The 18429-nt window shown below is 62.7% G+C and carries 13 protein-coding genes; 3 read left to right on the forward strand and 10 right to left on the reverse strand.

Going from position 1 to position 18429, the window contains the following annotated elements:
• Positions 1-18 precede the first annotated feature (18 nt).
• The 5 genes from ACOFKT_RS05510 to ACOFKT_RS05530 are packed head-to-tail and all read right to left on the reverse strand — an operon-like array spanning position 19 to position 6000.
• A complete protein-coding gene (locus ACOFKT_RS05510; RefSeq protein ID WP_419806415.1) occupies positions 19-885 on the reverse strand; it encodes a glycosyltransferase family 2 protein in 867 nt (288 codons plus the stop codon).
• Complete coding sequence (locus ACOFKT_RS05515) at positions 882-1502, reverse strand: putative colanic acid biosynthesis acetyltransferase (RefSeq protein WP_419806416.1); 621 nt, start codon at positions 1500-1502, stop codon at positions 882-884. The genes ACOFKT_RS05510 and ACOFKT_RS05515 overlap by 4 nt, the downstream gene beginning before the upstream one ends.
• Positions 1483-2766, reverse strand: a complete 1284-nt coding sequence (locus ACOFKT_RS05520; RefSeq protein ID WP_419806417.1) for a glycosyltransferase family 4 protein — start codon at positions 2764-2766, stop codon at positions 1483-1485. Before ACOFKT_RS05520 ends, ACOFKT_RS05515 begins: the two co-directional genes overlap by 20 nt.
• Positions 2767-2782: 16 nt before the next feature.
• Complete coding sequence (locus tag ACOFKT_RS05525; RefSeq protein ID WP_419806418.1) at positions 2783-3757, reverse strand: polysaccharide biosynthesis/export family protein; 975 nt, start codon at positions 3755-3757, stop codon at positions 2783-2785.
• On the reverse strand, positions 3754-6000 hold the full coding sequence (locus ACOFKT_RS05530; protein WP_419806419.1) for a GumC family protein: 2247 nt from the start codon (positions 5998-6000) through the stop codon (positions 3754-3756). Before ACOFKT_RS05530 ends, ACOFKT_RS05525 begins: the two co-directional genes overlap by 4 nt.
• 179 nt (positions 6001-6179) lie before the next feature.
• Between ACOFKT_RS05530 and ACOFKT_RS05535 the strand changes: the two genes are divergently transcribed.
• Entirely contained in the window at positions 6180-7589 is a 1410-nt protein-coding gene (locus tag ACOFKT_RS05535) for a UDP-glucose dehydrogenase family protein (protein ID WP_419806420.1), read from the forward strand.
• A gap of 90 nt (positions 7590-7679) precedes the next feature.
• Complete coding sequence (locus ACOFKT_RS05540) at positions 7680-8621, forward strand: UDP-glucuronic acid decarboxylase family protein (RefSeq protein ID WP_419806421.1); 942 nt, start codon at positions 7680-7682, stop codon at positions 8619-8621.
• A gap of 50 nt (positions 8622-8671) precedes the next feature.
• Here ACOFKT_RS05540 and ACOFKT_RS05545 read toward each other — a convergent pair whose 3' ends face one another.
• The 5 genes from ACOFKT_RS05545 to ACOFKT_RS05565 form a co-directional block, all read right to left on the reverse strand.
• Positions 8672-10711, reverse strand: a complete 2040-nt coding sequence (locus ACOFKT_RS05545; protein ID WP_419806422.1) for a capsule assembly Wzi family protein — start codon at positions 10709-10711, stop codon at positions 8672-8674.
• Between the two features lie 9 nt (positions 10712-10720).
• Entirely contained in the window at positions 10721-11407 is a 687-nt protein-coding gene (locus ACOFKT_RS05550; protein ID WP_419806423.1) for a hypothetical protein, read from the reverse strand.
• An 85-nt stretch (positions 11408-11492) separates the two neighbouring features.
• Positions 11493-14183 carry a pyruvate dehydrogenase (acetyl-transferring), homodimeric type gene (gene aceE, locus ACOFKT_RS05555; RefSeq protein WP_419806424.1) on the reverse strand — a complete coding sequence of 897 codons (2691 nt, stop codon included), beginning with the start codon at positions 14181-14183 and terminating at the stop codon, positions 11493-11495.
• 136 nt (positions 14184-14319) lie between these two features.
• Positions 14320-15540: a bifunctional glutamate N-acetyltransferase/amino-acid acetyltransferase ArgJ gene (gene argJ / locus ACOFKT_RS05560; RefSeq protein ID WP_419806425.1), complete on the reverse strand. Its 1221-nt coding sequence runs from the start codon at positions 15538-15540 to the stop codon at positions 14320-14322.
• Between the two features lie 38 nt (positions 15541-15578).
• Positions 15579-16670: a Gfo/Idh/MocA family oxidoreductase gene (locus ACOFKT_RS05565; protein ID WP_419806426.1), complete on the reverse strand. Its 1092-nt coding sequence runs from the start codon at positions 16668-16670 to the stop codon at positions 15579-15581.
• A gap of 194 nt (positions 16671-16864) precedes the next feature.
• Here ACOFKT_RS05565 and ACOFKT_RS05570 point away from each other — a divergent pair, with 194 nt between their 5' ends.
• Complete coding sequence (locus ACOFKT_RS05570; RefSeq protein WP_419806427.1) at positions 16865-18427, forward strand: TolC family protein; 1563 nt, start codon at positions 16865-16867, stop codon at positions 18425-18427.
• Positions 18428-18429: the final 2 nt, after the last annotated feature.

The raw sequence follows: 18429 nt of genomic DNA on the forward strand, positions 1-18429 counted from the left end.
CGCCGCGCTTTTCCTTTTTCATGGGATCGTTTGCGGTCCGCCCGCTTCCAACTCGCGCGTCTTTGCCACAATCAGGTACTCATAAATGCTCTGCAGGATTGCGACTTGCAGGCCGGCACGCCCGTCCAGGAACCCGCGCTTTCCAAAGTAAATGGCTAGAAACTTGAGCAGCGGGCGGCCAGGCAACCGGTAAAAAATCGCCTTCTGCATGCGCCGCCTGGTCTGGAAGTCTTGTGCGAACAGGGCTGTGCGCAAGCTTAAGGGTGGTTCGTTTGCGCGCCCGGCAATAATCTCGCGCGCCTCTTTTCCGCTATAGTCGTTGTGCCGTGCGATCCACCAGCCGATGCCTTTGCTGAAAGGGTAGTGGTCGAGGTAGCCCTGCAGACGGCCGGTTTCCCCATCCACACGCGTCACAGGATTGACCAACCGCTCATAGCGGATGCTCTCAGGCCGGAACAGGCGCACGTAGAAGCTGGAGAGCTGTACATGCTGCAGCCAAGTGCTGCCCAGCAGGTCGCGCCGGTGTATTTCATAGGCCACGGGGAACGATGACGCAGCGGTCGGAGCCGCGTCGGATGCGTCCTGTCGCGCACCGGTCACACCGCGCAGCGACGCCGCCAACTCCGGTGTCACGCGTTCATCGGCATCCAGGTAAAACACCCAAGGATGACGGAACGGAATGTTCTGCAGGGCCCAGTTCTGGTGGGCGGACCAGTTGTCGAAGGCGCGTTCGATCACGCGCGCGCCGGCAGCCCGGGCGATTGCCTGCGTGTCGTCGGTGGAAAGCGAGTCCAACACCCACACGTCGTCGGACCAGTCAACAGAGCGCAAGCAGCCCGGCAGATCCTGCTGCTCGTTTTTTGTCAGGATCAGGACGGAGATCAATCGAGCCTTCCTCCCGCGTCGGCGGCTTTTGAAGAGCGGATTTGCTTGCGAGGTTTTAACGCGACCGCGGGAGTTCCTCCGTAAACGGTCCACGGCTCCAGGTCACGCGTGGCGACGGAAGCGAGCCCCAGAACGGCACCCTCACCCACTTGAACTCCCGGCGCAACGCAGGCCCGTGCGCAGATCCAGGCCCGGGCGCCTATGCTCATCTCAAACGCGAGCAGCGGAAAATCAGGATCGTTGTAGTCGTGCGTCGCACCGCATACGAAGCTGTCCTGCGAGACGACGCAGAACTCTCCGAAGTGCATCGGAGCCGGGTTATAGATGTCCGTGCCATCGCCGATGCCGGCGTAGTCCGCGCAATCGAGATTCCAGGGCGCCCAGACCTTTGCCTTTGGATACACGTGAACGCCTTTGCCCAGCCTGGCTCCGAAACACCGCAGCAGGAACGCGCGCCACGCATGCATCGGGCGCGGCGAAGTGCGGAACAGTAGCGCCGCTGTGATGTTCCAGGCCAGACGCGCGAGCCGGTTCCCGAGAGAAAACGCCGGACGCTGCGAAGGATGCAGGTCCGAAGCGGCGACGTGCTCGTCGGCTCTATAGTGTGCTGGCGGCATGCTCTTCCTGGGTTCGCGTCACGATAGTGTCTCCGTCTGCTCCGACCGGAAGGCGCGTTACAAAGGCGAGTGCTGCCTTGAGTCCGTTGCGGTCCTCCGCAAAACTCCACTTCGCGATGCGTTCGCGGCTGCATTGGCCCATGCGGGCGGCAACGCCGGGCACCAGGACGGCACGAAGCGCATCTTGCAATGCCGGGACGTTGCGAGCAGGGAGGACGAAGCCGTTCGCGCCGCCCTGTACCAGATCCACCGCGCAGCCGACCTCGTCGGAGACAATCACCGGCAGCCCGCAGGCCATCGCTTCATTCACGATCAGCCCCCAGGGTTCGTGTCTGGAGGGCAGCACGAACACCGTGCTCAGCGCAAAGATGCCGGGCAACTCTGTTTGATTGCGGAATCCAGCGAATCGAACGAGGGACGCGCCAGTCTGCTCCACTCTGGTCCGGAGCGCCTGCATCTGCTCGCCATCGCCAACGATGAGCAGATGGGGTTGTGTGTCGGCCGGCATAGTTTGGATCAGGCGCAGGTAGGCTTCCAGCAGGTCATCGCAATGCTTGCGCTGCTGCAGCTTTGAGGCGAACAGAATGACGGGCCGGCCTGCCTGGAGGCCGAGTGATTCCCGTAGTTCCGGCGACGCCGCGGACATGCCAGCGGCGAAACGATCGTTGTCCACCGCATAGGGCATCAGGAATGACGGAAAGCGATGGCCGAGGTAATAGGCCCAGTATTCGGCATTGCGTGTGCCGATGGGGAGCACCGCGGCAACCAGGCCACGCAATCCCGTAAAGAATGCGCGCTTCGCCCACAGCTTCCATCCGGCACGTCTGCGATCCTGCAGCCAAGGCTCCGCCCGCAGTAGAACAGGGATGCCGAGCGCCCGGGCCGCCAGAATTGCGTGCAGGCTGTTGACCGTGCTGTACCCGTGGACCCACACCGCATCGAATCGATGCCCATCCAGCCCACGCGCGAGTTGACGAAAAATCCCCCGCGCAATCGGTGCAAAGGTGCCCGGACTCGTGGTGTCGCGCCACCGTGGCAAGACAACCGATCGATAGCCGGCGGTAAGCGGCACATCCCACCGCACCTCCGCGCCGAAGCCGCTGTCCCGGTAGGCGCGCATCGAAAAGTCAGAGCAGAAGAAGACGCAGAGATCGATGGCTGAGTCCGCTGCAAGCTCCCGGAGCAGCGGCGCCTGGTATTGAATGGGGTGACTGACGACATAGGCGAGCCGGACTCGACAGAGCTCCCGTTGCTGCGAACTCACACGACCCTCCAGCGACTCAGTTAAAGCGCAGTGCTGCATACAGCGTCAGGGCGAGGCCAATCGCGGTGTTCACGCCCCCTTGCCGGATAGCGGCAAGCACCTTGCTCGACGGTAGGTACAGAATGTCGTCAGCCTGCAGCACCGGGTCCGGCTGCCTTCCCTTGAGCACGTCATCCATTCTGACGATGGTCAGCGTGCGCGTGGTTCCCCGCGTCCGGATCAGGTGCAGCTCATTCGCCTTGGCCTCGAAAAACTTGCCGTCGCCGATGGTGTACGCCTGCAGCAAGGTAAGAGGAGCGGTGTTCTGTAGCGGAAACGCACCCTGACGTTTCCAGGCACCCACAAGATAGTAGCTGCCGATGCGAGACGTGACGATCGTATCGCCGGGAAAGATCGGAATGTTGGCATACTTGCTGTGCTCGGGATCGGTGCCGAGATCAACGTTGATCGATTGCGCCTCCCCTGGGCGGTCGATCGTGATCAGGTGGCTGGTGGTTGGCTGCAAACCTCCAACGGTGGCGAGCACATCAAAGAGTCGCCTGCTTCCGGCCAGCCCAGGCACCGTCCCACGTGCCTCACCGATTAGGGTGATTTGTGACTTCAGGGATTCGGTCACCTCAATCTGAACGGCGGCATTCCGGAACATTTGCGCTTCGCCAAGCCGCTCGCTGATCAGGGCCTCCGCCTCCGTCACGGTCAGACCGTCGACCTGCACCGGGTCGATCAGCGGAACCGTGACAAAGCCCTGCTGGGAGATGCGGCCGGAGAAGTTGTAGTCGGGAATGCCGTACACGCTGAGCCGGATCTGATCGCCGCCGTGCAGTACCGTGTCGTGCTTCGCCGGGTACAGAATTGCCGGATCGGTGGTCAGCGCATGCGGCGTGTTGACAGGGTCGGCGGCAGTGTCGGCCGGGCCATTGAACTGTGCGCGAGCGAACGGGGCGCACAGCATTGCCATGCCCAGCAACGCGGTATGGAATGCGCGCTTCATGCGGCACCTGCCGGGGTCGAGGTCTTCCGGGGCTCCGTCTCCCAGCTTTCCGAGTCGATGTTGCTGTAGCTGTACCCGGAGTAGCCGTAGTACCCGTAGTACTCCGGAGCATTCACATCCACGGCGTTCAGCACAATGCCAGTGACCGGAGCGCCGGCGCGGATCAGCAGGTCGCGCGCACGCCGCACCACATGACGGCTGCTCTTTCCATGCCGCACCACCAGGGCCAGAGCGTCGCACTGCCGCGCCAGGATCACGCCATCCGTTACGGAAAGAATCGGCGGCGAATCGATCACGATGTGTGTGTACTGGTCACAGCAGCGGACGAGCAGGTCGTGCATCGCCTCGGACGACAGCATTTCGGTCGGGAAGGGCGGCACGGGGCCGCAGCAGAGAATGTCAAGATTCGGAACTTCTGCCACTTGGCGCAGAGCGTCTTCCAGCGTCGCGGCGCCGGCAAGAACGGTCGAAAGGCCCACGCGGCCATTCAGGCCAAAGCGATGGTGTACGTTGGGTCGGCGAAGATCTGAATCGATGAGCAGGACGCGCGTCTCGCGCTGCGCCAGGATGCACGCCAGGTTCGTCGCAACCGTAGTCTTGCCCTCAGCCGGAGTGGAGCTTGAAATGACAATAATCTTCGGCGGATGACCCGTGGTGGAAAGCAGCAGGGAGGTACGCAGCGATCGAAAGGCTTCGGAAAACTGCGATTTCGAAGTGGCCAGCACGTTGATGTTGCTTTGTGCCACGCTCAACGCGCCATCGCCATCGCTGCCGACCCGCCGGACGCGCGGTATCACGGCGAGCGAGGGCAGCTGCATCACGTTCTCAATCTCGGCCACGCTGCGCAGGCCCGTGTCCAGGCTTTCCAGCAGGAACGAGAGCACCACGCCGCCGATCAGTCCGAAGATGCCGTTCTGGATCAGAATGCTGCTGGTCGGCTTCAATGTCGGCGCGGGCGGCTGTTGCGCCCGATCAATGATGTCGATCTCCAAAGATTCCAGGCCGGCCTGCACGCCGGCGGTACGCAGGCGAGAGAGCAGACCGTCGTAAAGTGTGCGGTTTGTATCATATTCGCGCTGCCGCAGGGTGTACTCCACCGTGGCATCGCGCAGCTGGTACGCCTCATTTTTGGCCTGGTCTAACGCCGATGTGGTCTGCGCCTCGTTCGCCTGGGCGGCAACGTACGCGTCCTTGGCCTGGCTGAGCAACCGATTTTGTTCGGTGTCCACCTCGCGTTGCAACTCGGCCAAGTGCCGTTGGTCGGCCTCGACCTTCGGATTGCGCGGTCCGCGCATGACCAGCTCTTCCGCAATGGTCGCTTTGGTGGTTGCGATGTCACCCCGCAGCCGGTTCAACTCTCCATCCAGGCCGGAAACATCGAGTAGGCCTTCCAGGTTATTGGGATCTGCGTTCCGCAGAGTCCGGAACTTGGATTCGGCCAGGATTCGAGCAATCCGGGCCGAGCTCAACGCGCTGGACAGGGCATCGACTTTGGCCGCGGTTTCCGTCTGGGGCACATGAGTCGGGTCGAAGCTGAGCCCGAGCACGCCCAGCTTGCGCTGCATGTCGATGAGCTGCTCCTGCGACGCCTCCACCTGCGCTTTCAGATCGCTCAAGGTATTGCTCAGCCAACGCGAGACCCGATCCGTCGACGCGTACCGGCTCTGGATGGAGCGCTGAATGTACGCGTCCATGACGTGGTTCACGATGTCGGCCGAGAGTTTCGGGTTTGCAGAGACGCAGCTGATGACCAGAATCTGCGTTCCCGGAATGTTGGCTGCCTTGACGCTGCCGAGCAACGTCCCAACAACCGCCTGGCGAACGCCGGGATCGTCGATGTTGCGGTGGGGCAGGGTGCCTTTGGTAATCCCGAAGAACGCGGGATTATTGGCCAGGTCCATCTCGCGGCCGACCGTCAGCATCAACGATTCGCTCTGCAGGATGAGCATCTCGTTGTTCAGATTTTCACCCTGGGTGAAGCCAGGCTGCCGGTATGCCGCCGTTGCACCCGAGCCGATCTCCAGGCGGCCGGCTGCGGTATAGCGTACCGGTTGTGTGAAAGCCTGGTATAGGCCATACAGCAGCCCAAGCACCACCATCGCAAGCAGAACCCACTTGCGCTTCCGAAGAACAAGCAGCGCCTCAGAGAGCGTGCTGTCGGCGGACGCAGTCGTAAATTCCGGCTGGGCTTCGCCGTCGTCAGACGCCGGAGCCGCTGGAAACTGCGATCGAAGGGGAGCCATCTTGGTTGATGATAAACGACATTTTGTCGAAAAGATGAGTAGGCGCGGGCCGTCGTACTCCTGCCGGATGTGCCCCCGTAGACGGTGCAGCTTCTTCTACACTGGTGGAGCAACAGGAAGAGTGTCCCGCCTGCCGCACGAGGCGAGGACGGCCAATCAGCAGGAGCAATCGCACGCGCATGGATCGAACTATCAACATCGCCGTCGTCGGATCCGGGTATGTCGGCCTAGTCGCCGCCGTCTGTTTCGCAGAGATCGGTCACCAGGTGACCTGTGTCGACAACGATCAGAAGAAAGTCGACGCCCTTCGTGGCGGCGACACCCTGATTCACGAGGAACATCTGCCAGAGCTGTTGAACCGTTATCGCAATGACAAGGTTGTCTTTACGACCGATCTGGGCGAGGCGACGCGGCAGGCAGATGCCATTTTCGTCGCGGTTGGCACACCGCAGTCTGAAACCGGCGATGCCGACCTGTCGTATGTGGAGGCGGTGGCCAACGAGATTGCACGCCACCTGGACTCCTATAAAGTCATCGTCGAAAAGAGCACGGTTCCGGTGTACACCAACGAGTGGGTTCGGCGCACCATTGAGCGCAATGGCGTGGACCGCAGCCTGTTCGACGTCGTATCGAACCCCGAGTTTCTGCGCGAGGGCACCGCAGTCGAGGATTTTCTGCACCCGGATCGCATCGTTGTGGGCGCCGACAATGCGCGCGCGGCAGAGGTGTTGGAGGCGATCTACAAGCCGTTGACTTCCGGCTCCTATTACACGCGGCAGAACGCCATCGGAGGCCGGCTGGATGACAAGACACCGGCGCCGCTGCTGCTCACCTCCACCAAGAGCGCGGAGATCATCAAGCACGCGTCCAACGCCTTTCTTGCGATGAAGATCTCCTTCATCAACGCGGTCGCGAATCTGTGCGAGGCGGCCGACGCCAACGTGGAGCAGGTGGCGCGCGGCATCGGCATGGACAGCCGCATCGGTCCCAAGTTCCTGCGACCTGGCGTTGGATATGGTGGCTCCTGCTTTCCTAAGGACGTCGCGGCTTTCCGTTCTGTTGCCGACCAGCTCGGCGTCGATTTTTCCCTTCTGACCGAGGTGGAAAAGATCAACGTCGAACAGAAGAAGCGCTTTTTGCGTAAGGTGCGCGCGGCGCTGTGGACGCTGCGCGGCAAGCGTATCGGCGTGCTCGGCCTGGCCTTCAAAGGTGAAACGGACGACATTCGCGAAAGCCCGGCGCTCGAGGTCATCGAAATGCTGCTCGGCGAGGGCTGCAGCATCTGCGCCTTCGACCCGGCTGCTATGGAGCGCAGTCGCGCACAGATTCCCGAGTCCGGTGCAATGCAGTACGTGGACAACGCCTACGCCGCTGCGGAGAACGCGGATGCCTTGTTGATCCTGACAGACTGGGCAGAGTTCGCCGCGCTCGATTTGAAGCGGCTGAAGCAGACGTTGCGCTATCCCATCCTGCTGGATGGCCGCAACCTCTACGATCCTGAAGCAGTTGCCTCTGCCGGGCTTTCCTACGTCAGTGTCGGCCGGCCGGCCGCGCACCCGGTGCGGCAAGGGGAAGCGGTACTCGCCTAAGCAGTCGCAACGCGCAACAGGGATGAGCCCGGTCCGATCGGCGTTCGGCAGGCGGATACGGGCGAGTCTCGCGAATGAGAAGGAGTCTTTGTGGCACAGGTCTGGAGTCGCGTGCTGGTGACCGGCGCGGCAGGTTTTCTTGGGTCGCACCTATGCGACGCTCTGCTGGCGGAGGGCTGTTCGGTCGTCGGTGTCGACAACCTGGCCACCGGTTCGCTGGACAACCTGAAACACCTCGCGGGTGAGTCTCGCTTCTGCTACGAGCAGGCGGACATCTGCCGGCCGTTTGATTTCGGGGAAGTAGATTTCGTTTTCAACTTCGCGTCGCCGGCCAGCCCGGCGGACTATATGCGCCTGGGACCGGAAACGCTGCGTGTCGGGTCCGATGGCACGGTCAACGCGCTTGAAGTTGCAAAGAGGTATAGCGCCGGTTTTCTGCACGCATCCACCTCGGAATGTTATGGCGACCCGCTGCAACACCCGCAACGCGAAAGCTACTGGGGCAACGTGAACCCCATCGGCCCGCGGTCGGTGTACGACGAGGCCAAACGTTTCAGCGAGGCCACCATCATGGCCTATCAGCGCTACTACGGTGTGCGCACCGGCATGGTGCGCATCTTCAACACCTACGGTCCGCGGCTGCAGCCGAATGATGGCCGCGTGATCAGCAATCTCATGATGCAGGCCCTCAAGGGCGAACCGCTCACCATCTACGGCGACGGGAAGCAGACACGCTCGTTCTGCTATGTGAGCGATCTGGTTCGCGGCATCGTGCTGCTGGCCAAGTCGGGCGAGCCGCTGCCGACCAATATCGGCAATCCGGAGGAGTGGACGATCCTGGAGTGCGCCAAAACCGTGCTGAAGGTGACTGGTGCCGCCTCGGGAATCACGTTCAAACCGATGCCGGAGGACGACCCGAAACAGCGCCGTCCCGACATCTCCAAGGCGCAGCAACTGCTGGGCTGGGCGCCCGAGGTGCCGCTGGAAGAGGGTCTTCAAAAATCGCTGGCGTACTTCCGCTCGAAGGTGTAGCGAGCCTGAATACACCTGGCCCGGCTCGGCACGCCGCGACAGGGAATTGCTTAGTACAGATCGTTCGTCGACCGTAGGCGCGGGTACCACTTTATCTGCAGACTTCCCGTGTTGTTTGCCTGCTGTCCGGCGCGGACGAACGGTGCCGTCCACGTCTCGCGCTGGTACCAGGCACCCAGCTCTATATTCGGTCGCACACGCTTCAGCAGGTCAATTCGGTAGTCGTTCTGCGTCGTCCCTGCCTGGATGAAGTCCTTCGCATTCTTCTTGCGCGCGTAGCTGAACGACAGCCACTCATTGCCGGAAAAGTGGTAGGTGAGCGAAGCATTGCCGCCCTTGCCCTCACGCCCGATCCAGTCGCCCAGCAGGAAGCCCTTGTTGGTGTAGCCCTGGCGCTGCACCACTTCCCAGTACTGGCCCGTTCCGAACTCGGAGCGTGTCGTGACAAAGTCCGTGTACGTCGCTTCCACGCGCAGATCGAGCTTGGGGGCAAATGGCAGCTGCGACAGGTAAATGCCGGGCCGCCAGGCGGCGCGCCGGGGCGCGGCCAGCGGGAACACATCGTCATGCGTCTCTGAATCGGTATACAGCGTTGCAACCCTGCGCAGAAACGGCAGCCGCCACGACGCCGTGACGGACGAAAAGCGCGCCCCGGGATTGTCCCTCGAATACTTCTGCGCCGAAGTTGTGTCCGTAACGCTGAAGAAGCCCTTCAGAAAGGTGTGAAGGGTTACCGGCTGCACACCTTCGCCGCCAAACAGAATCGTGCGCTGGCCGCTGAACTGGAAATCGCGAAACGGCTGAACCGAAATCATCTCGGAGTGTGCCCACGGCGCGTTCGGGTACGTGTGGCCCTTCAGGCTGCCAATGAAAAAGTCATAGCGAAAGTTGCCGAAGATGCGGCTGACTCCCGGGATCCAGAGCGGCTCGACCCGGTTGATGCGGAAGGTGTACATGTCCTCCGCGTTGTTGGACCACGCCATGGCACCACCCAGCCCCGGCCCCAGCCACGCGTCGGATTTGCCGAATGAGACCTCGTGCCCATAAAGGTGCACAGAGGCGTTTGCTTCAAGGATCCGGAAGTTGTTCTGCGCTGGCTGTACGCCTTCAGGAAGGGTGTCGTTCGGCCGGTTCGGTCCGTTGTAGTCGATCTCGTCGATGCTGGAGAGCGCGCTGGCCTGCGCGAACGTGTAGCCGGTAAAGTGCGGTGCGTGCTGGTACTCCGCGCGAACGTAGATTGAGAACGGACCCTTCTCCGCAAGCGTCGCGAAACCGTCGTAGGTGTTGAAGCCGGTACTGTAGGGACGTCCGTAGTCGTTCACGAACGTCTGACCGACGTGGTAGCTGTCGCGCAGCACCGGGCCGCCGACCTGACGCACGCCCGTGTACACCTGCTCCAGCCCATACACCAGGCCGCGTGGCTGCGTGCCGCCGTTATCGGGTTCGCCCGCTAGCGCGTCTTCCAGCGTATTCAGCAGCTGAAGCGCATCTTCATTGCCGCTGTTGCGAACGTCGCTTTCGGTCTGCAGAAGCATGTGCAGCACGCTGCGACGAGTGTACGGCCGCATGCTTAGGAACGCCGTGTCCAGAAAGCCCATGGAATAAAGCCGTAACAGTGCGGGGTACATCCAGCTGTCCACCGGGATGTATGCCGAGCCGAGCCGATCATAGGTGACCTGCGGCGTTCCGTCATAGGCGTTCCGGGCCACCACAGGATGGCGCGGTGTTGGCCGCGCCGCAACCACGGGCGGGGCTGTCGGATTCGGGAGTTCGCCCGGCGCTTCCACCTGCGGCTTGCTATGCGTCTTTGTCTTCGGAGGCAGGTAGGCAGGCCGCGCCGGGAGCGGTCCATCCGGAAGCCGCTGCGGCGCGGGGACAACAGGCACCTGGCCACCGGACGTCGCGGGAGCGGGCACCTGCGAATTCTGCTGGAAAGGCGGGGCCGGTTGATCCTGTGGCGTGGGCACACTGGTGGCGGCGGCTTGTGCGCCGGCGGAGACTGCCGAGGTTGTGCTTAGGGCCAGCAATACCACCGTCGCTGTCGTCGCAACACGACAGCGATGCGCAAGCCGGTTGTGCCATGGTGCCACGGTTTTAGTCTACCGGGTTTCACCCGCGGGCAGAATCGGGCGTAAACCGCGACGCTCCAGGTGCGCCCCAAAAGCCGCGATCGGGTCGGTACTGCCGGGCAGCGTAACGGCTCGCAAGACGACCGCGCCCCAGCGATTGCGAGCCCGCAGCATGGATTCCTGTACCACACGGCACACGGCCACGGCGTCTTCCGCGTCCACCGCAACGACTTCTACGTTCTTCGGGGCGAGCAGTGGCGGCCGTGGCTTGCCCGGCTCATCGCGCACGACAGCTAACAGCGGCAGCAGGTGCTGACCGGCAAGCTGCAGCGCGTCCGCCAGCGGTGCATGCACCGGCAGCAGAGCCAGCGTTAATGGTGCATGGTCGCCGGGCCGCGTGGCATGGCTTTGCGCAAAGGCGTGACCGGCTGCTGCCGCGGCGGCACTGTCCGGGGTGCATGCGAGCGTGAACGGCAGCAGGTCCGGGTGAAACGATGCTTGCCGCGCGCGGCTCAGGGCGGCCTCGGCAAGCGGCAGTTCGCCCGCCGTCACAAGCAGGTCCTCACTACGCAACTGCAGCAACGCCGCTGCCAGAAATGCGATGGGCCACGCAGACTGCGCTGCTGCCGCGGAGCGCCGCGGCGCTGCCTGGCGAAGCTGCAGCATGACGGCATGCATCGCGACCATCTGCGCGTCACTGATCAGTGGTTTGCCCAAGGTCCTTTCATCCTTACATAAAGTTGAGGAACGAAATGCCCGGCATCGATGCCGGGCATTTCGTTCTTCAACATGATGAAGCGGGCTATTTGCGCGACGGATCACCTGCTTCCGTGTCGATCCCAAGATCGGCGAACGCCTTCTGCGCCACCTTGGCCTTCACGCTGCCTTCGCGCACCAGCTTGGCGAGCGTCGCGGCAACGATGGCGTTCGCGTCCACCTCGAAGTGACGGCGCAGATACTCGCGATTGTCCGAGCGCCCAAAGCCATCGGTACCCAGCGTGACCAGCCGCTGCCCAAGCCACGGCGACAGGCCGTCCGGCATCGCCTTCATGTAATCGCTCGCCGCAATGACAGGCCCCTTGGAATCGCCCAGCGCGGTCAGCAGATAGGGCTTGCGTTCCGGCTCGGCGGGGTGCAGCCGGTTCCAGCGCTCCACCGCGAGTGCGTCGCGTCGCAACTCCACGTAGCTGGTTGAGGACCAAACGTCGGCCTCAATGGAGTACTTCTCGCTCAGCATCTGCTGCGCCTTCAGCACTTCGTTCAGGATCGGACCCGAGCCGAAGAGCTGTACCGTCGCGTTGCCTTTGGCGGCTGCCTTGAATTTGTACAGGCCGCGCACAATGCCCTCGCGCACGGCGTCGCCTTGGGGCATTTCCGGCTGCGCGTAGTCCTCGTTGTACATGGTGATGTAGTAGAAGACCTGCTCGTTCTCCGCGTACATGCGGTGCAGACCGTCCTGGATAATCACCGACATCTCAAACGCAAAGGCCGGGTCGTAGCTCAGGCACGTAGGCACGGTGCTCGCGATCACGTGCGAGTGACCGTCCTGATGCTGCAAACCCTCGCCCAGCATGGTCGTGCGGCCCGCGGTGCCGCCCATCAGGAAGCCCTTGCCGCGCGAGTCTGCAAACGCCCACACCATATCGCCGATGCGCTGGAAGCCGAACATGGAGTAATACATGTAGAACGGCACGGTCGGCACGTTGTAATTGACATAGGCGCAGCCCGCGGCGGTAAAGCTGGCCATCGAGCCCGCTTCGGTAATGCCCTCCTCCAGGATCTGGCCGTCCTTCTCCTCGCGGTAGCTCAGCAGCATGTCGCTGTCGTGCGGCGTGTACTTTTGCCCTTCCGAGGCGTAGATGCCGACCTGCTTGATCGCCGATTCCAAGCCAAAGGTGCGGCCTTCATCGGGAACGATCGGCACCAGCAGCCGGCCGATTGCCGGGTCCTTCAGCAGCGTGCGCAGGATGGCGACGAAGACCATTGTGGTGGAAACTGCGCGGCCCTTTGATCCGCCGAGCCACTCCTTGAAAAACTCCAGTTCCGGTGCTTTAAATTCAAATGGCTTTTCAACACGCGCCGGCAGGAATCCGCCCAGCTCCGCGCGGCGTGCCTGCAGGTATTGCAGTTCCGGCGCGGACTCCTCCGGCTTCCAGGGCTTGCCGTTCTTCGCTTCCTCCTCGGGCACGGGAATGTTGAACCGCTGCACGAACTGCATCACGCCATCGTCCGTCAGCTTCTTCTCGTTGTGCGCGGCGTTGCGCGCCTCTGTGGAGCCAAAGCCATAGCCCTTTACCGTCTTCGCCAGAATGACGGTCGGTCCGCCCTTGTGCTCCGTCGCGCGCTTGTACGCGTTGAAGATTTTCACCGGATCGTGACCGCCACGGTGCAAGCGTCCAAGCTGCTCGTCGGTGTAGTCCTTTACCAGTTCCAGCAGTTCCGGGTATTTGCCGAAGAAGTGCTGCCGCAGGTAAGCCCCGCCCTTGGCCTTGTACGCCTGAAAATCGCCGTCCACGGCCTCTTCCATGCGCTTCAGCAGCAGGCCGGTGTGGTCGCGTTCAAACAGCGCATCCCAATCCGAACCCCAGATGACCTTGATTACGTTCCATCCGGCGCCTCGGAAGTGGCCTTCCAACTCGTCGATGATCCGCTTGTTGCCGCGCACCGGACCATCCAGCCGCTGCAGGTTACAGTTCACGACGAAGATAAGGTTGTCCAGGTTCTCGCGCGTGGCAAGGCCGATCGCGCCGAGGGTGTCGACCTCGTCCGTCTCGCCATCCCCCACGAACGCCCACACCTTGCGGTCGGTCGCCGGGATCAGCTTGCGGTTCTCGAGATAGCGCATGAAGCGCGCCTGGTAAATCGCGTTCAGTGGTCCTATGCCCATGCTGACGGTCGGAAAGCGCCAGAACTCCGGCATCAGCCAGGGGTGCGGGTAGCTGGACAGGCCGGGCTTGTCGCGCAGCTCGTGCCGGAAGTTCAAAAGGTGATCGATAGAGAGCCGGCCCTCAAGGAAGGCGCGGCCGTAAATGCCGGGCGAGGCGTGGCCCTGGAAATAGATCATGTCGCCGGGCTGATCGCCCTCGGGCGTCGCATACTTTGCGCGGAAGAAGTGGTTGAAGCCGACTTCCAACAGCGTCGCCAGCGAGGAGTAAGTGGAGATATGACCGCCGATGCCGGCGTCCTTCTTATTCTGGCCGTGCACCATCGCCATCGCATTCCAGCGGATCAGCGCCTCGACGCGGCGTTCCAGATCGCGGTCGCCGGGGTAGGGCACCTCGTCGTGCTTGGGTATGGTGTTGCGGTACGGTGTTGCAAGCTCGTTTTCGGCCTGTACCCCGGCCTCACGCGCGCGCTGACGCAGGGCGGTCATCAACTCCGCGCCCTGCTCGGGGCCTTCCGCGACGATCATCTCGTCGAAGGCTTCAATCCATTCCTGGATTTCGTTTTGCAGGTCCAGATTCGCTGCGGGCTGTGCCAGTTGCGTTGCCATGGGTGCTCCGGTGCGGTAGGGAAGTGGGTACGCGGCGCACTGCGGCGCGCGCCGCGAAAAGCAGATTGATTATAAGTTGCAGACCCCAAGCAAATCACACGGGCTTATGCCGCGTCCGGTAACCGCGCTCCGCTCGCTAGGTCGAGTAGTCAGCATTGATGTGGACGTACTCGACTGTCAGGTCGCAGGCCAGGAAGCGGCACACGCCCGGTCCCGTCCCAAGATCAATCGCGATTTCATACTCGCGATCCAACATGCGCCGGTGCACGGCGGCTTCGTCGATCGCGGCGGAGCGCGCTCCTCGTTCGAAGACCGGCAGTCCGCCAATGTGAATCGAAACCTGCGCCGGATCGAACCGCACACCCGCATACCCCGCCGCAGCCAGAATGCGCCCCCAGTTCGGATCGGCGCTCGACCATGCGGTTTTACAAAGTGGGGAGTTCGCAACGGACCTGGCGACCCGCTTCGCCGCAACATCATCATCCGCCCCACTCACAAGGAGACGCACCACGTGCGTCACGCCCTCACCGTCATCGATGATGGCATGCGCCAGGGTGTCGCAAACGTGTCCCAGCGCGTCGCGAAATGCCTGCTGCTCCCCGATTTGCGCCTGGTCGTAAATTACACCACTGGCACCGCTCGCAAACAGCAGCACTGTGTCGTTCGTACTCGTGTCGCCGTCCACAGAGATGCTGTGAAAGCTCGTCTCCACGGCGGTCGCAAGCATTGTCTGCAACTCCGCCGGTGAGGCTTGCAGGTCGGTGAACAGGTACACCAGCATCGTGGCATGCGGTATCAATTGCGGACCGATCATGCCCGCGCCTTTGCAGCAACCAAAGATGCGCACCGGCCGGTGGCCCACCGAAACTTCCGACTGCGCGATCTTCACCCGCGTGTCCGTCGTCATGATCGCGGTGGCGAAGGCCTCCGCTGCGTCACTGCTGTCGCTCAGCCCGGCTACCGCGCCAGGCAGGGCAGCGGTCAGCTTGTCAACAGGCAGCGGCACGCCAATGATGCCGGTGGAAGAAGGGAAGACCTCTTCCGCGGCAACGCCCAGGCACGTGGCAAGTTGCGTACAGCTCTCACGGGCCGCGGCCAGCCCCTGCGCACCCGTGGCACAGTTCGCGTTACCCGCGTTGACCAGCACCGCTCGCACATAACCGCCGGTTGCACGCAGGTGCTCCGCGTCCACCTGCAGCGGCGCGGCTTTCACCTGATTGCTTGTGAACATCGCCGCTGCGGCGGCAGGCTTGTCCGCAACCGCTACCGCAACGTCAGGCCGTCCGCTCGCCTTGATGCCAGCCCTGACGGATGCCCAACGAAATCCGAGGGGAAGTGCTTGATCAATTGATGCCACTGCTTTGTACTGCTCCTTTTCGACGGTTGCGGCGAGCCCTACCAGGTCTCGGGTGAAACAGGGAGCGTGCGTCCGGTACGACTCGACTCCCGCGCCATCTCAAGCAACCGGGCCACGCGAATCGCGTCCCGCGGCGTGGTCGGCGGTGTCGCCCCGTCGCGGATCGCCTCGGCGATGCCCTGGTAGAACACGCGATAGTTCCCGCGCTCCGTCGGCACCGGCTCGCTGCGCAGCCGGGTCGGGTCACCGGGATGAACCGGTGTGGTCAGCGTGCCCCAGGCGGCACGGTCTTCGGTGAACCATTCGTCGGCAGCCTCGGCCTGCGCGGGAACGGTCGCGCCAGCAAGAATGGCCGGCTCCTGCGGATCCACGCCGCTTTTGCGGAAGCTTCCCGCCGTGCCGTGCAATAGGAAGCGCGGCTGCGGTTCGGCTGCAATCATTGTGCTGCCCAGATCGACACGAATCTTGCGGCCGTCGCGCTCAAAATGCAGCGTGATGTCAAAGGCATCTTCAATGTTTGTGGCGTCGCGATCGGTGCGTACGTCGGCAGTGATGCTTTCCGGCCGGCCAAACAGCACCAACGACTGGTCGACCAGGTGCGGGCCCAGATCCATCAGCAAGCCATGCTCGGCGCCTTCGGTTTCTTTCCACGTATTCGGGCGCGGAACGGGCCGAAAGCGGTCAAAGCGCGACAGCAGCGTCACGGGACGGCCCAGGCTGCCTTCGTCCAAGAGCTTGCGGAGCGTCAGAAAATCTCCATCGAAGCGCCGGTTATGAAACGGCGCAAGCAGCACGCCCTGCTTCTGCGCAAGCGCCTCCAACTCCTCTGCCTCGGCACTGGTCGGCGCGAAAGGCTTGTCGATCACCACATGCTTGCCGGCCTCGATCGCGGCCCGGGCCAGGGGAACATGCGTGTTGTTGGGTGTTCCAACCACCACCAGTTCCACGTCGCTGTGGAACAGGTCATCCGCCAAGCGCAGGACCTGTGCATGAGGAAAGGCACGCGCCGCTTCATCGCCGTTCCGCTGCACGATGCTGTGGAGGTCCAGACCCCGCGCGGCGTGTACGAATGGCGCGTGAAACACGCGGCCAGCAAGGCCAAACCCGATGACTCCCGTGCGAATTCCCATATCAAGTCCTCAAACCTGCCGCGGTAAGCGCGCAAGCAGCAGACTACATCGTTCCGCATCGGGGCAGCGGTGTGCAAAGTTTCTGCATCGCCAGCCCCAGGGGTATGCATCTGATAGTGGACAGCGCATTTGCACCGTGGCCGCTACAGCTTCCGCCGCGTTGTGCCGCGCAAATTCCGCACTGGCAGAGGTGTATGCACAACGCAACAGAGGCAAGCGGCTGTTGCCGACTTCTGGGCAAAGTCACGATTGCGTTGGCGATGACTGCGGCGCTGGCGATGCCAGGCCGGTCGCAAACGCAGGGGCAGAGCGGTAACGGAACCAGCCAGGGCTCCTCTGGCGGCGGGCAACAGGCATCTGGACCGGCTACGGTACAGGCAGCGCAGCAAACCCTTAACGGTCTGAACGGCGGCAGTAATGTGCAGGCCGGTGGCTCGGCAGCCAGCCAGAACGACTACAGGGGCTCGATCGTGCAGGGCAAGGCAACGGCCGGCATTCTCGACCTTTCCCTTGATGATGCGATCGGGCGTGGCCTCCGCAACAACCTTGGCCTGATTCTGAACGCGAGCGCCGTGCAGAATGCCGGCGGTACACGCCTGCAACAACTGCAATCGCTGCTGCCGACCGTGACCGGCAACGCGAACTATACCGTGCAGCAGATCAACCTGGCGGCGTATGGTCTGAACTTTCCAGGCTTCAACCCGATCGTCGGGCCGTTTCAGACCCTGGACTTTCGGGCGTACCTTTCGCAGAGCCTGCTGAATCTCCAATCTATCGATCGTTACCTGGCGTCGAAACACAACCTCACGGGTGCCAAGCTGTCTGCGGAGGACGCGCGGAACATGGTGGTGCTCACGGTTGGCAATGCTTACCTGCTCTGTATCGCGGATGCCTCGCGCATCACCGCAGAAGAGGCGATTCTGGCGCAGACCAAGGTCTCGCTGGACCAGGCCACCGCCGCGCATGAAGCCGGCACCAGCCCGCGGCTTGACGTGCTGCGCGCGCAGGTGGATTACCAGAATGCACAGCAGCAACTGGTACAGGCGCGCAACGGTCTGGAAAAAGACAAACTCGCGTTGGCCCGTGCCATCGGCCTGCCAACCGAGCAGCAGTTTCGCCTGACGGACCCGGTGCCCTACGCGGAAGCGGATGCCGTTACGCCGGAACAGGCCTTTGCGCAGGCGCTGGCAAACCGCAAAGATCTGCAGGGCATGGCGGAAAACGTGAAGGGCTCGGAGTTGCAGAAGAAAGCTGCCGTCGCCGAGCAGTATCCGACGATTGACTTCACCGGCGATTACGGTGGTCTGGGGACCCGGTTCAGCAACCTGCACGATACCTACACCGCCACCGGCGAGGTCAACGCGCCCATCCTCCAGATCGCGAAGAACCGTGGCGACAAAGAGGTTGCCGATGCCACCTTGCAACAGCAGCGGGCCCGCTACAGCGACCAGGTGCAGCAGGTGAATCAGGACGTGCGCGATGCCTTGCTGGACATTGAGGCCGCGCGGCAACTGGTGCAGACCGCTCGCTCCAACGTCGATCTGGCTAACGAAGCGCTTTCCGAGGCGCAGCAGCGCTTCCGCGCCGGCGTTACGGACAACCTCGCCGTTTCCGAAGCTCAGGCGCAGACCCAGCAGGCCAACGATCAGTACATCAGTGCGCTGTACCAGCACAACGTGGCGAAGCTTTCGCTGGCGCGCGCAACCGGCACCGCCGGGACCAACTACAAGAACGCTCTTCAAGCCGGAGGACATTGATC

Origin of the sequence: Terriglobus sp. (assembly GCF_965201105.1) — a bacterium.
In the GTDB taxonomy this organism is placed as follows: domain Bacteria; phylum Acidobacteriota; class Terriglobia; order Terriglobales; family Acidobacteriaceae; genus Terriglobus.

Bases quoted from the DNA above. Each gene is read 5' to 3' on its own strand.
- ACOFKT_RS05525 (WP_419806418.1), bottom strand. From the start codon at position 3,757: ATGAAGCGCGCATTCCATACCGCGTTGCTGGGCATGGCAATGCTGTGC.
- ACOFKT_RS05570 (WP_419806427.1), top strand. From the start codon at position 16,865: ATGCACAACGCAACAGAGGCAAGCGGCTGTTGCCGACTTCTGGGCAAA.
- ACOFKT_RS05530 (WP_419806419.1), bottom strand. From the start codon at position 6,000: ATGGCTCCCCTTCGATCGCAGTTTCCAGCGGCTCCGGCGTCTGACGAC.
- ACOFKT_RS05565 (WP_419806426.1), bottom strand. From the start codon at position 16,670: ATGGGAATTCGCACGGGAGTCATCGGGTTTGGCCTTGCTGGCCGCGTG.
- aceE (WP_419806424.1), bottom strand. From the start codon at position 14,183: ATGGCAACGCAACTGGCACAGCCCGCAGCGAATCTGGACCTGCAAAAC.
- ACOFKT_RS05515 (WP_419806416.1), bottom strand. From the start codon at position 1,502: ATGCCGCCAGCACACTATAGAGCCGACGAGCACGTCGCCGCTTCGGAC.
- ACOFKT_RS05535 (WP_419806420.1), top strand. From the start codon at position 6,180: ATGGATCGAACTATCAACATCGCCGTCGTCGGATCCGGGTATGTCGGC.